21 protein-coding genes are annotated in these 12,091 nt (G+C 58.2%); 6 read left to right on the plus strand and 15 right to left on the minus strand.

Translation table 11 applies throughout. From position 1 onward, the window contains the following. Positions 1–10: 10 nt before the first annotated feature. The gene (locus H8B14_RS18700; protein ID WP_187317197.1) at positions 11–730 is read right to left on the minus strand and encodes a GAF domain-containing protein; all 720 of its coding nucleotides are present in this window, start codon (positions 728–730) and stop codon (positions 11–13) included. Positions 731–880: 150 nt separating this feature from the next. On the opposite strand from H8B14_RS18700, the gene H8B14_RS18705 reads away from it, so the two are divergent. Further along, the gene (locus H8B14_RS18705; protein WP_187317198.1) at positions 881–1,801 is read left to right on the plus strand and encodes a helix-turn-helix domain-containing protein; all 921 of its coding nucleotides are present in this window, start codon (positions 881–883) and stop codon (positions 1,799–1,801) included. 31 nt (positions 1,802–1,832) lie between these two features. Here the strand turns inward: H8B14_RS18705 and H8B14_RS20945 are convergent, their stop codons facing one another. Both H8B14_RS20945 and H8B14_RS18715 read right to left on the minus strand, forming a co-directional pair. Then, positions 1,833–2,288 (minus strand): aldo/keto reductase, encoded by a 456-nt coding sequence (locus H8B14_RS20945; RefSeq protein ID WP_315984852.1) that lies wholly within the window; start codon positions 2,286–2,288, stop codon positions 1,833–1,835. 426 nt (positions 2,289–2,714) lie between these two features. Beyond that, positions 2,715–3,359 carry a hypothetical protein gene (locus tag H8B14_RS18715; protein ID WP_187317199.1) on the minus strand — a complete coding sequence of 215 codons (645 nt, stop codon included), beginning with the start codon at positions 3,357–3,359 and terminating at the stop codon, positions 2,715–2,717. Between the two features lie 18 nt (positions 3,360–3,377). On the opposite strand from H8B14_RS18715, the gene H8B14_RS18720 reads away from it, so the two are divergent. Next, entirely contained in the window at positions 3,378–3,902 is a 525-nt protein-coding gene (locus H8B14_RS18720) for a hypothetical protein (RefSeq protein ID WP_187317200.1), read from the plus strand. 355 nt (positions 3,903–4,257) lie between these two features. Here H8B14_RS18720 and H8B14_RS18725 read toward each other — a convergent pair whose 3' ends face one another. The 4 genes from H8B14_RS18725 to H8B14_RS18740 all read right to left on the minus strand — a co-directional run bounded on the left by H8B14_RS18725 (position 4,258) and on the right by H8B14_RS18740 (position 5,614). Further along, entirely contained in the window at positions 4,258–4,473 is a 216-nt protein-coding gene (locus tag H8B14_RS18725) for a hypothetical protein (RefSeq protein WP_187317201.1), read from the minus strand. Positions 4,474–4,633: 160 nt separating this feature from the next. Next, entirely contained in the window at positions 4,634–4,948 is a 315-nt protein-coding gene (locus H8B14_RS18730; RefSeq protein WP_187317202.1) for a hypothetical protein, read from the minus strand. Next, positions 4,945–5,196, minus strand: coding sequence for a hypothetical protein (locus H8B14_RS18735; RefSeq protein WP_187317203.1), 252 nt, complete (start codon positions 5,194–5,196; stop codon positions 4,945–4,947). Before H8B14_RS18735 ends, H8B14_RS18730 begins: the two co-directional genes overlap by 4 nt. Positions 5,197–5,227: 31 nt before the next feature. Beyond that, a complete protein-coding gene (locus H8B14_RS18740; RefSeq protein ID WP_187317204.1) occupies positions 5,228–5,614 on the minus strand; it encodes a hypothetical protein in 387 nt (128 codons plus the stop codon). A gap of 138 nt (positions 5,615–5,752) precedes the next feature. Between H8B14_RS18740 and H8B14_RS18745 the strand changes: the two genes are divergently transcribed. The 3 genes from H8B14_RS18745 to H8B14_RS18755 are packed head-to-tail and all read left to right on the plus strand — an operon-like array spanning position 5,753 to position 7,393. Continuing rightward, positions 5,753–6,253 (plus strand): hypothetical protein, encoded by a 501-nt coding sequence (locus H8B14_RS18745; protein WP_187317205.1) that lies wholly within the window; start codon positions 5,753–5,755, stop codon positions 6,251–6,253. Then, entirely contained in the window at positions 6,210–6,512 is a 303-nt protein-coding gene (locus H8B14_RS18750; RefSeq protein ID WP_187317206.1) for a transposase, read from the plus strand. Before H8B14_RS18745 ends, H8B14_RS18750 begins: the two co-directional genes overlap by 44 nt. Next, positions 6,509–7,393, plus strand: coding sequence for an IS3 family transposase (locus H8B14_RS18755; protein WP_187317207.1), 885 nt, complete (start codon positions 6,509–6,511; stop codon positions 7,391–7,393). Before H8B14_RS18750 ends, H8B14_RS18755 begins: the two co-directional genes overlap by 4 nt. 460 nt (positions 7,394–7,853) lie before the next feature. Here H8B14_RS18755 and H8B14_RS18760 read toward each other — a convergent pair whose 3' ends face one another. The 4 genes from H8B14_RS18760 to H8B14_RS18775 form a co-directional block, all read right to left on the minus strand. Then, complete coding sequence (locus tag H8B14_RS18760) at positions 7,854–8,234, minus strand: type II toxin-antitoxin system HicB family antitoxin (RefSeq protein WP_187317208.1); 381 nt, start codon at positions 8,232–8,234, stop codon at positions 7,854–7,856. Positions 8,235–8,306: 72 nt separating this feature from the next. Continuing rightward, positions 8,307–8,492, minus strand: a complete 186-nt coding sequence (locus H8B14_RS18765) for a type II toxin-antitoxin system HicA family toxin (protein WP_187317209.1) — start codon at positions 8,490–8,492, stop codon at positions 8,307–8,309. Positions 8,493–8,964: 472 nt separating this feature from the next. Then, entirely contained in the window at positions 8,965–9,444 is a 480-nt protein-coding gene (locus H8B14_RS18770) for a hypothetical protein (RefSeq protein ID WP_187317210.1), read from the minus strand. An 81-nt stretch (positions 9,445–9,525) separates the two neighbouring features. Next, on the minus strand, positions 9,526–9,909 hold the full coding sequence (locus H8B14_RS18775) for a hypothetical protein (RefSeq protein WP_187317211.1): 384 nt from the start codon (positions 9,907–9,909) through the stop codon (positions 9,526–9,528). A gap of 14 nt (positions 9,910–9,923) precedes the next feature. Between H8B14_RS18775 and H8B14_RS18780 the strand changes: the two genes are divergently transcribed. Next, positions 9,924–10,436 (plus strand): IS630 transposase-related protein, encoded by a 513-nt coding sequence (locus H8B14_RS18780; RefSeq protein ID WP_187317212.1) that lies wholly within the window; start codon positions 9,924–9,926, stop codon positions 10,434–10,436. 217 nt (positions 10,437–10,653) lie between these two features. On the opposite strand, the gene H8B14_RS18785 is transcribed toward H8B14_RS18780, so the two are convergent. From H8B14_RS18785 to H8B14_RS18800, 4 genes are all read right to left on the minus strand, one after another. After that, positions 10,654–11,064 carry an IS3 family transposase gene (locus H8B14_RS18785; protein ID WP_187317213.1) on the minus strand — a complete coding sequence of 137 codons (411 nt, stop codon included), beginning with the start codon at positions 11,062–11,064 and terminating at the stop codon, positions 10,654–10,656. Continuing rightward, positions 11,061–11,363, minus strand: coding sequence for a transposase (locus H8B14_RS18790; RefSeq protein WP_187317206.1), 303 nt, complete (start codon positions 11,361–11,363; stop codon positions 11,061–11,063). Before H8B14_RS18790 ends, H8B14_RS18785 begins: the two co-directional genes overlap by 4 nt. Continuing rightward, positions 11,320–11,736 carry an aldehyde dehydrogenase family protein gene (locus H8B14_RS18795; protein WP_187317214.1) on the minus strand — a complete coding sequence of 139 codons (417 nt, stop codon included), beginning with the start codon at positions 11,734–11,736 and terminating at the stop codon, positions 11,320–11,322. Before H8B14_RS18795 ends, H8B14_RS18790 begins: the two co-directional genes overlap by 44 nt. 68 nt (positions 11,737–11,804) lie before the next feature. Next, on the minus strand, positions 11,805–11,954 hold the full coding sequence (locus H8B14_RS18800) for a hypothetical protein (protein ID WP_187317215.1): 150 nt from the start codon (positions 11,952–11,954) through the stop codon (positions 11,805–11,807). Positions 11,955–12,091 lie beyond the last annotated feature (137 nt).

Below are 12,091 nucleotides of genomic sequence, written 5' to 3' on the forward strand. Positions count from 1 at the left end.
CAGCCGCCCGCTAGGACTGCTGACTGTAGTTCTGCAGAATCTCCCGCAGATCATTCATCCGGCGCGAGACCGGCGTCAGCACATCATGCGAGACTGGCACCTGCGCCCCATACCGCGTATTCACGTACCGCACCAGAGCCACCAGCGCGTGCACTTCCTCGATCAAGCGTCGCTGGTTGTCTTTCCAGCAGTCTTCCCCCAGCTCCGTGGTTACCAGGCAGAAATGCCGCACGGCAATCGTCTGCGCCACCAGGCCTGCCAGCTGATCCAGCACGTGCTGCTCCTCGGCACTGAACGAGCGCGGGTTGCGGTCAATCACGCACAGCGTCCCGATGGTGCGCTGATCAGGCATCCGCAACGGCGCCCCGGCGTAGAAGCGCAGGTTGTTGCGGTGGGCGGCTTGCCTGGCTTCGTCCGTAATCGGAAGTTGAATCTCTGCCGCCACATCCTTCACCACTACGGCCTTGTTCTGCTGAATAGCAACCGAGCAGAGCGCCTCCACCCGGGGCTGGGCGCGCATGCCAGGCATGCCATGATTTGCTTTGTATTCCACCTGGTCTTCGTCTACCAGCGCAATCAGGGAAATCGGCAAACTGAAAATACGAGCGGCCAGATGCACAAATTCATCGAAAATCTGCTCGTGCAACGAATGCAGGATATCGTAGTAGCGCAGCGTGCGCAAGCGCTCCACCTCATCTGTAGCCAATAACGATGCGGGGGTTGTTGTCATACTAATGGCGGAGGCAAAAGCATAGCGTAAGTGGAACTGCCTCGAAACAAAGATACCTGAGCGTTTAGACTGCCCGGCTAAAAAGATAGTCGAAAGTCCGCGTCGCGTGATGCCTCTGAACGCCGCTATTCCCTTTTCTTCTCTTGTCTGATGTACAGCCCCCAACCGCACCAAGTGAAAACGATAAGTGCCTACCACGCGCTGATGGGGCTGCCCAAGCCGGCGCACCCGCTCATCAGCGTGGTCAATTTCGAAGACATCAAGCACCTGCCCGGCGACGCTTCCATTAGCCTGGCCATCGACTTCTACTCCATCGCCCTGAAGCGCAATTGCAACGTCAAGATGAAGTATGGGCAGCAGCCCTATGATTTTGACGAGGGCCTGATGACGTTTATTGCCCCCGGCCAGGTGTACCGCATCGAAGTAGATAACGCCGAGGAATTGACCCATTCGGGGTGGCTGCTGCTCATTCAGCCCGATTTTCTGTGGAACACGCCGCTGGCCAAAACCATTCGGCACTACGACTACTTCGGCTACTCGGTGAAGGAGGCCTTGCTACTTTCAGATAAGGAGGAAACCACGATTTCCGGCCTCCTGCGCGGCATCGAGCAGGAGTACCACGCCAATCTGGACGCGTTCTGTGAGCGCATCATCATTGCCCAGCTGGAGGTGCTGCTCGCCTACGCCGAACGGTTTTACCACCGGCAGTTTCTCACCCGCAAAATCACCAACCACCAGCTGTTGCAGCAGTTGGAAGCCGTGCTGGCCGACTATTTCACGGGCGACACCGTGGCGCAGCACGGGCTGCCCAGCGTGCAGTACGTGGCCGATGCGTTGCACGTGTCGCCCAACTACCTGAGTGGCCTGCTCAAGGTGCTCACCGGCCAGAGCACCCAGCAGCACATCCACGACAAGCTGCTGGAAAAGGCCAAGGAGAAGCTCTCAACCACCACCCTGACCGTGAGCGAAATAGCCTATGCGCTGGGATTTGAGCACCCGCAGTCGCTGAGCAAGTTGTTCAAAACCAAAACCAACCTCTCGCCCCGGCAATTCCGGCAGTCGTTCAATTAACGAACACCATGCCCGTTGCCGCGGACGGTTGCTATCGCCAGCCCTGCACGCTGGCCGCGCCTGTTCCAGCCTTCTCGTACTTGCCGGCCAGAAAACCGGCTGCCAGGGGGCTCCAGGGCATGATGCCCAGACCCAAATCTTGAGCGGCTGGCACGTATTCGCGCTCGATGCGGCGGGCCACCAGCGAGTATTCGGGCTGCATGGCAATGGGGCCGCGCACGACGTGGGCCCAGGCTAGCGCGGCGGCCTTGGTCACGTACCAGGCCGGTATGTCGGAGAAGCCGGAGTAGCGGATTTTGCCGGCCCACACCAAGTCACCGAGCTTCTGGAGCACCTCCTCGGCGGGCGTTACCGTGCCCCAGACGTGCCGCCAATCATATCCAAGTAGTCGGTGTTGAGCCGCCTCAGGGAGCCCTCCAGCGCCTGATGGATTGATGGATGTGCTTGCGGCCGTTGCCCCCAGCGTGGGGGTTGCCGGGCTGGGCACAGAAGCTGAACTTGGTGGCTAGCACCAGCTGATCAGCTGATCGCAGCCCGTCATGCCCATCAGGCCCAGGCTCTGAGCCGATACTTCTAGTCCCTGGCGGCCCAGGGCTACTTTTTCCATGCTGTTTATGCGCGTTCGTGGTTGAGCGGGTAAGGTGGATTTGTTGCCCTGCAAAGGTCCGGCCGGGACCGGGGGCCGGACCTGCACAAATCCGAGCTTGTGGTACACAAACCGCGGGACGAGCCGGGAAAACGACTACTTCGCGGCGAGTCGCTGTGGCCTGGCTTCGCCGGAAGTAATGGTGGCCAGGAACGCCGTTTACAGCCGCATCCTACCCTGTGCCTCCTGCAAAAAGGGGCGGAGTAATGGAACAAGCAAGCTCCTGGAAACGACCGGAAGACCGGACTCTGGCGCCACTGCCCTTGCCTAGCGGAACACGCAGCTGGTACCGCTCCACAGCGCCGATACCCGGGCCTGCGGGCCCGCTCCGTCGAAGAGCCCGTACAGGCCCGAGGTGGTCGAAAACTCGTACCCCAAGCTCGATTCCACCACTGTTATGACATAAGCGCTTTCCACTTCGGCCCGGGTAGAGCCCAGGCCCACGCCGGCCATGGTCGTGGGAGGACGGCCCGCGCCCCGGCCGCGATTGAGCGACCAGCCCACAAACTGCCACTCCCGCCTAGGAGCCGCTTCGCCGCGCACTTTCTCCTGAAAGGCTAGCGTCAGGCCACTGGCCCAGGTGGCCATCTTAAGCGGGCCCGCGCCGCACTCCCCGTTCACGCCCACGCTGGCGGGCGGCTGCCCCAGCACATCCGTCACGGTCTGGACTAGTTGCTCGAATGGCCGGCCCAGGGGAATTTCTGTGGTGGAGCCCGTTTCGGCCCGCACCAGCTGAAGGGCGTTGGTAGTTAGCGCTAGTGTTGCAGGGCTTGTTGCAGGGCTCATGGGGGCCGTGGTATCAGGCACTGGGGCGGAGCTGGCCGGAGTGGCGGCGGGCTCCGTGGGGCGGTCGGGCGGGCTCTGGCAAGCGGCTGTGAGCAAGAAGAGCAGGGGCAGGGGCAGTAGTTTCATAAGCTGGCCCAACCTTAAGTGAATCACGCAACTACGAATCCGGTACGCTGGGCATTCCTCGTACGAGAAATACTCATCAAGGAGGTGTTCGGCAGGGCTGCATTTGCCGGGTCGGCGTTTGTACCTTCGGTTGCCTGCGCCACCGTTTTGCTGAACGCAGCCACTATCTTCGCTACCGCTCCTTGCCTTGCGCTTATGCCCTTACATGAGACCCTGTCCATTGCGGCATCATTGTTTGTGTTCCTACACATTTTTGCCCTTGTGCTATACAACCGCTACCGCATCCGGCAGATGCTGTACCACCTAGGCCTGTGCCGGGGCCGCGAGTTAACGGAGAAAGATTACGTGGACTTGCTGGACGAGTACACCTCTTTTTTGGGGTACGCCAGCTTTTCGCCTAACCGCAAGTACTACCCGAGCCTGTACACCCACCCTGCCTTAGCCGCCTTTGCCCAGCGGTCTAAACGCATCATGCAGTATTTGGTGTTGGCGGTGGTCGGCGGGTTCTTAAGCTTAATGCTAGTAGACCTTTTCTCAAGGTAACAGGCTTTAACGCTCCCTTTCTTAAACTGCTAACAGCTGCCCCGCACCAGGTGCCAGCAGGCCGCTGCAGCGCCCGGCGAGTTTACGAAACCCGTCTACGATTCAACGTTTACGAAACGGGCAAAGTAGATGAGTTTCTTAAACTCGTAACGGGCTGCTTTCCCGGGCCTGGTTAAAACAGGATTTTGGGGGCAGTGGGGAAGTGCAAATAGTCCTTCCCTCGCCTGGTTTTTGTCCCTTAACATAATGCAAGTTATACCCGCCACCTCGGAGTAGTGGTGGTTTTTACCCCCACCGCCCCTTCCTCCGGATTGTGGTACTTTTCCGGTTTGTGGCCTCTTTTTCAGGGGCCGTTTTACTCGTGCTCTTGCATCTCCAAATGGGCTATCACCTCGTCCAGCGTCAAATTTCCCCGCACAAACTGGTCGAGCAGCATTCGTTCGTACTGCTTGGGCATTAAGCGGGTGCCTTCCGCGATGCGCAAGGCGGCGGTGACGAGGCGTTGCCGGCCGTGCTCGGTATCCAGCAGGGAAGCGGACGGGTGCAGAGAGGCAGAAAGAGAAGGCTTCATAGCGCGTTTTTTTTCCTATAAAACGTCGTTTTCGGGGCAAAAAAACGGCTTTTCTGCCCCGAAAAAAGACGTATTTTTCAGCAAAAATCCGCAATTCTGACTACGTAGTTTTACCCATTCTGTCAGTTCTAACCCTCTTTTTGCACTTGCAAAAAGAGGGTTAGAACTCGAATGACAAGGGCCGCACCGGCTGGGGGCCGAAGTCCTGGGCGATGCGCACAAAGTTGCGGCTGTCGTGCAAGCCGGCGCTGGAAAGGTGGATGCTGGGCGGGAAGTCGAAACGCTGCTGCAACAAGTCCACATCGAGCGGCTGGGCAAACCCATAGGTGCCCAACCCGTCCCGGTTGTATTCGAACGCGTCGCCCGTGGCCGGCTCGTTGCCCTGGGCTTTCAGAAAGTCAATGACGGGCTGCAGATGCGCCGTGCGTGAACCGTCGGCCTTGTCCGAAATCGGTTCTTTGGTGGGGAGATTCATGGGCGCTTGGGCTGAATGGGGGCGGGCAACAGGCGGCGCGTCCGGGGCTGGGTCAGTGATACCTCGTACACCTCCCCCGTGGCGGGATACTCGTGCACGTAGCGGCCCTGCGCGTCGCGGTAGCTCAGGAACGTGTTGGCGGCGGCGGCTTCGGCCCGCAGCTGCGCCCGCATCGCGTCCTGGAACGCGGGCGAGTCAAGTTGCTGCAGGAAGGCCGTGAGGGCACTGGAAACGGATTCGATGGGCACGGGGCGCTGGGCTACGGGGGAGAAAGGGCGCTTAACCACCTACGAGAAAGTCCGTTAGCGTGTCCGGCAACGGGTTATTTTCCATCTGTTGCGCCGCCTGCTCCGGGGTCAGGCCCGTTAGCAGCAGCTGGTAGGCCCGCAAGATGGCCACGTCCGGCGCATCCTCGGGCGAGATGCCGAACTCCTGGCCCCCGTCCAGTACCGGGTTCAAGTAGCTCAGCAGCGACATCCAGTCTGTCGTGCGCGGCGTGTTCAGCCCCCCCGGAAAGGCTTCGGACCGCTCCAACCATTTGCGGCACGCCAGCTCCGCGTGCCACGCAAAGCTGGACATGCGCAGAAAAGTATTCAACTCGTTGTAGCGCGTAAACTGGGGGCCTTCCTCGGCCCAAAAAGACGGTTTTTTGGGGGCTTCTTGCATACCATAAGGTACGTTAGAAACCTCATGACAGCCCACTTTACAGCCATTCTCGAAGCTATAAAGTAGCTTACTATCACCGCCTTCTTGTGTTGATAGTGGTATACCTTTTGTCTGAATGCTCAGGCTCTTTCTTGTTCCATGGTTAAGAAGCTATTGCTTGTCGTCGTCGGGTTGTGGTTAGCGCTAGCTACGACGTATTCTGCTTGTGCACAACCGGGTGCTGGACACATCATCGTAGCGGCGCAAAGTCGTTCCCACGTCTTACAACTAGCCAACAAAGCTGCTATTGTGTTGGAAGGCCGCACGGTGGAGAGGCGCGGGTTTTGGGATCCCAAGCACGAAATGATGTTGACGGCCAACAAAATAGAGGTCTATACCCTGCTTAAAGGCCGACCAGTACTCAACCAGGGAAAATATGTGGAAGTGATTACGCTCGGCGGCACTGTTGGAGAAGAGGGTATGGGCTGGATAGATAACGACGAGATGCGCTTGCCCTTGGATGCCATCGGGATTCTGTTTCTTACCCCCTACACCACCAACGGCGTGAGGTGGTCTAGGGATGGCGGACAGAAGAAGGACGTATATTTCTTCTGTTATGGCAACCAAAACCAGCGGGTCGTCGCCCGACAAACGGCGTAAATACGACGAGGCGTTTAAGGCCGAGGCCCTGCGCCTGGCCGGCGAGAGCCGCAGCACGCAGGCGGCCGCCCGGCAGTTGGGCATCAGCCCCAAGCTGCTCTACCGCTGGCAGCAGGCGCAGCTCGTGGCCGAGGTGGGCAGCGAAGAAGTGGCCCGCGACCCGGAGGTCCGCGCCCTGCGCGCCCGTCTCAAACGGGCCGAGCAGGAGCTCGACATTTTAAAAAAAGCCTTGGTCATCTTCGGCCAACCGACCCGGTGAGCACCTACCAGCATATCGCCCAGCGCCAGGCCCACGTGCCCGTGCGCCAGCTCTGCCAGGTGCTGCGCGTGGCCCCGGCCGCGTATTACGCTTGGCAGCGCGCGGGCCAGCAGCCCGTTGCCGAGCCGGCCTGGCAAGTTGCGGTGCGCGAAGCGTTTGCGCACCATAGCCAGCGCTACGGCACCCGCCGGCTGCGGGCTGAAGTGCAGGCCCAAGGCCACGCGATCGGCCGTTGGCGTATCCGTCGCGTGCTCAAAGCCCACGGCCTGCGCGCGCAACAGCCCCGCTCGTTTGCGGCGGCGCGCACCACCGATTCCGACCCGGCCGTGCGTGCCGCGCCCAACCGCTTGCTCGGCCAGCCGGCCCCCACCGCCCCGGACCGGGTCTGGGTGGGTGACATCACCTACTTACCCCGCCAGGGCGGCGGCTGGCTGTACTTGGCCGTGTGGCTCGACCGCTGCTCGCGCAAAATCGTGGGCTGGGACGTGCGCGAGACGATGCCCGAAGACTTGGTCAGCGAAGCGCTGCGCCGGGCCCTGGTCGTGCGACGCCCGCCGGCCGGGCTCGTCGTGCACTCCGACCAGGGCAGTCAGTATACGGCCACGCGATTCAAAGCCCTGGTCGCCCAACACGGCGCGCAGCAAAGCATGAGCCGGCGGGGCAACTGCTACGACAACGCCCACGCCGAATCGTTTTGGAGCCGCTTCAAAGCCGAGCTGCTCGACGGCGGCAGCTTCCCCGGGCTAGCCGAGGCCAAGCTCGAAATCAGCCACCATATCGCCTACTACAATGCCGAGCGCCGCCACTCCGCCCTCGGATACTGCTCACCCAACCACTTCGAAACCCACCTTCAAACAACGTCCCATTTCTGTCCGGCTTAGCTAGACCACCTCAGGCCGAGGGGCTTCTGGAAGTGGGTGGATCTAGCACCCTTACTCCCGATCCAAAATGGGTAAACGTGCAAAAGTGAATGATGCTGGCGAGGCCAGTGCCTTTCACGTAACCCTAGAACTGTGCAAAGCAGCACTAGGGGGAATCATTCGGGCCGTGGTTAGCCACTGGCTCGTACACTCCTAAGGGTGGCAGCGGTCAATGCTTTCGGGCGTTGACCGCCGTTTGTGTTCAGGCCATATGCACTGACTATACTGGATGTCCTGTACAGTACAAACATACGATGTTTCGGAAAAATTAGGGGGAGTTTTGCTAGAAAGTAGTACGACTATTCGGAATAGGTGTCCGGTATTTCGGAAACCTGTCTACTATTTCCACGCACTGTAGCTGCCTAGCCGACAAACCTGACGCTCCCCACAAGGGCTTTTCACCTATAACGCAAGGTATTGCCTACACAAGCTCCATTTCTGCCAGTTCTTTTCCAATTTCCCGCACCCCAACCAGAATTCGATTAACCTGCTCAGCAGAAGGCTTTTTGCCGCCCGAAATGTATTGAGCCAACAAGCTTTGATTCATCCCAATACGCTTGGAAAGAGCTGTGGCATTAATCACTTTGTAGAACTCAAAGAATTGCGGTAAGTCCAGCGTTACCCGAATGTTCGCTAGCGTAACAGGCTTTCCGCTCACTTCTTCAAAGTAGAGGTTCAATGCCTCCACCATGTTTGTTTTAAGCTCGGATAATGTTGCTCCAACAGTGGCAACAGGATAATCCAGCGTGTAGGCAGAGTAGCCCGTGTCGGTACGCTCTACGCTAATTTCGATTGTTTTCATGTACGGTCTGCCGTTGTCGCCCGGCTGGCGGAGATGGTCTTGCAGCGAACTGATGGGGGAAAAGATGCTGAGCTAAGCTAGCCCAGCATCTTTGAGAATCTTGGAAGCAAGTCCTTTGCCGACTTCTGCGCTACCGTGGCTAGGGACTACTAAAGTACCAGGGAGCGTAGGGTGTCGCATAATGACGTGGCTCCCGTTTTGTCGAACAACGAACCACCCGGCCGCTTTCAATTTTCGGAGTAGTTGGCTGCTTTTCATATGACAAAGGTAATTTAATCATTACCCACTTGCAAGTGCTTAAGTAACTATTTTATTACCTATAGAAAAAGCCCCGACCTCTATGTGAGGTTGGGGCTTTTATTACTCAGGTCATTTACTTTTTGTCTCGTGGCGGCGGCGGGGGCGGCGGGTTCCGGTGCCCTGGCAGTGTAGAGGATTGCTGGCTGCCTTTGCGGGAAGGCGGCGTGGATTTTGGTTGCTTTGCCATTACGCTTACTTAGTCTGCCCTGGTGGTGGTGGTGGCGGGTTTCGGTGTCCCGGCAAAGACTTTGTGTCTGGGATGGGTGACGGTGGCGGCGGCGAAGTAGGTTGTTTTGCCATTGTATTACGCTTATTTAGTCCGTGGTGGCGGCGGGGGTGGCGGGGGATTCCGGTGCCCCGGCAAAGACCTGATATCGGGGCTAGGCCCGGCGGGTGGCGAAGTAGGTGATGAAGGTTGCTTTCCCATGCTTTATAGTCTGCTTAAAAATGATTCCGCGCGGTTTTCCGCCTTAATTAAGGTTTTTGTATGCTGAAATACAATGACTTCATCTGGAAACCTGTCCGTTTCTACTATCCGCTTCTTGAGCGAATTATAGTCTCGTTCGGCCTCTTCCTCCGTTATCTTGTTGCGCTCAATTTGATACCACAGGTTCTCTAAGTCGCAGGCAATATTTTGCAGGGCTACTGACTTCTCATTGTATGTTTTAACATACTTAGGAAACCCTAAGAAAGGCTTTATCAAAGTGAGAAGTTGGGAGCCGCCGATGATCACAATCCACAGGAAGGGATGCTTCTGCCACGTCACCCAGGCCGCAACTCCAGCAGAGGTTGCTACCACTAAAAACGTATTGGTAAGCCACTCGCATACCTGATAGAACTTCGTGACAGATACAGAATAATACTCATTCGTCTTTGTTTCTACCAGTAAGTACCAAATTCTATTACGCATAGTACGGCCGTTTATTGAGCAAATACAGATAACCAATATAGCTACCTAGCCGACAAGCCTGACGCGTTGGGGCTTATTAGGTTACTGTTGACCGAACAATGGAATAATCTGCTGCATATATTTCTCCATGTCCTTCTTGCGTTCAGCCGAGCTGGATTGCCGGCGATGCTTGATTTCTTGTGCTTGTCGATGAGTTTTAATGTCAATCCTTTTTGCGATGCGAAGTAAGACAGTGTCGACCCGCTCCAGCGATTTATCTATAGCAGCTTGCTCTAATACAGGATATAGCTTCTTCAGTTCCTGAGTAGTTTGCTCTTGCTCTTCTGGTTTCGCTAATTCTCCTATTCTGTCCGTAACCGAAGTAACATAGTTGCTGATTTGAGCAATACTGCTTTCTCGGCCGCGCAACTCATATGCACTTATTGGATCAACCCCGGCATGTCTCGTCCGGCTATAGCTATACATCCTCCAACTGATGTATGACTGCACTCGAACAAGCCCCACGTAGGGGCAAAAATGATCATTATGCCATTTATGTTCGCCAAGAAGCCGTCCGGTTGGTCGAGTCGGGTTTGTCGCAACAGGCTGTCCGGCAGCAGTTCGGTGTGGGCCACATGACGCTGCTGGCGTGGCTCAAGCGCTACGGCACCGCCGTATACGCGCAGATGCGCCGTAAACAATTCACCGCCGCCCAGAAGCAGCAGATTGCCCGGGAGTTACTCGATGGCCGCCTGAGCGAAGACAAGGCTCTGCTCAAATACGAGTTGCGCCTAAAAAAGACCTTGCGCCAGTGGGTAGCCGCATACCGAGCCAGCGAGTCGGGGCGATTCACGACTGAGCCAGATCCGCCTGCCGACGCCGGCACCCCACTGGCGGCACAGCTGCGGCAGGCGCAGTGGCAAATCGAAGCCCTGCACACGCTCATCGACCAAGCAGAGGCAACTTATAAGATTGACATCCGAAAAAAGGCTGGTGCCAAGCCGTCGAAATAATGCGCTGGAAGTACCCGCACGTAGGCGTGGGTACGCTCTGTGGGCTGTTTGGCAAGACGCGAAACGCATTCTACGACCACCAACGCCGAGCTACGGCGCAGGCCTTGCTCACCAGGTCTTCGGGCATCGTCTCGCGCACGTCCCAGCCCACGACTTTGCGCGAGCAGCGGTCGAGCCACACGGCCAAATACAGCCAGCCGCCGCCTTGGCGGGGCAGTTACGTGATGTCGCCGATCCACACCCGGTTCGGGGCGGTGGGGGCCGGCTGGCCCAGCAAGCGGTTGGGCGCGGCGCGCACCGCCGGGTCGGAATCGGTGGTGCGCGCCGCCGCAAACGAGCGGGGCTGCTGGGCGCGCAGGCCGTAGGCTTTGAGCACGCGGCGAATGCGCCAACGGCCCACCGCATGGCCCTGGGCCTGCACTTCGGCGCGGAGTCGGCGCGTGCCGTAGCGCTGGCTGTGATAGGCAAACGCCTCGCGCACGGCTACTTGCCAGACCGGTTCGACCGTCGGCACCTGCCGGCGGCGCTGCCAGGCGTAGTAGGCGGCCGGGGCCACGCGCAGTACCTGGCAGAGCTGGCGCACGGGCACTCGGGCAGCGCGCTGGGCAATGTGCTGGTAGGCGCTCACCGGGTCGGTTGGCCGAAGATGACCAAGGCTTTTTTTAAAATGTCGAGCTCCTGCTCGGCCCGTTTGAGACGGGCGCGCAGGGCGCGGACCTCCGGGTCGCGGGCCACTTCTTCGCTGCCCACCTCGGCCACGAGCTGCGCCTGCTGCCAGCGGTAGAGCAGCTTGGGGCTGATGCCCAACTGCCGGGCGGCCGCCTGCGTGCTGCGGCTCTCGCCGGCCAGGCGCAGGGCCTCGGCCTTAAACGCCTCGTCGTATTTACGCCGTTTGTCGGGCGACGACCCGCTGGTTTTGGTTGCCATAACAGAAGAAATATACGTCCTTCTTCTGTCCGCCATCCCTAGACCACCTCACCACGTGCTGGCGCAGCTGGTCGAGGCAATCCTGCACCTTGCGCTTGCGCTCATCGAGGTCGACGCGGGCCCAGTCGGCGGCTTCTTTTTTGGCGGCTTGCACGGCGCGCAAGGCGGTGGCGTGGTCGAGCATAGGCAGCCAGCCGAGTTGGGTGCCATCAATGGGGGAAATAAACTCACGCGGGGCCCCGGGCTCCTGCCAGCGACCTTCCATCAGGTTCAGAAATCCGTTGCCATCGGCCGTAAATACTTCGGGCGTAACGGCTTTCATCTGGCTCAGCAGGCTGCTGAATTCCACTTGAGGCGAAATGATTTTGGGCATGAGAATAAGGGCAAATGGGGTAAAAGGAGAGTTTTAGACGAGATGCAAGATTAGGCAGACCGACTGCTTCAGGCCGCTTGAGCGAGGCGTCGACAAAGGCAGCCTTCCACATCGCGCACGATGGCAAGCCCAGCAATTTCTTCGTTCGGAATCTGCACCTCGTAGTAAGTTTCGAGGTCGCCGACCTGTTCCAGCCGCGCCAGGGTAGTGAGGTCCAAGTCTTCAAGAAGACGAGAGCATCAAAAAGTGTGGGACCGTAAGAACTGCACCATAATTCAATTTATTGAGCTTAAATCACTGTTTGTCAATATATTACTTATTGCATATGATCCAGGGCATCGTCGTTTCATGATAA

The organism is Hymenobacter puniceus (assembly GCF_014333525.1).
Lineage (GTDB): Bacteria > Bacteroidota > Bacteroidia > Cytophagales > Hymenobacteraceae > Hymenobacter.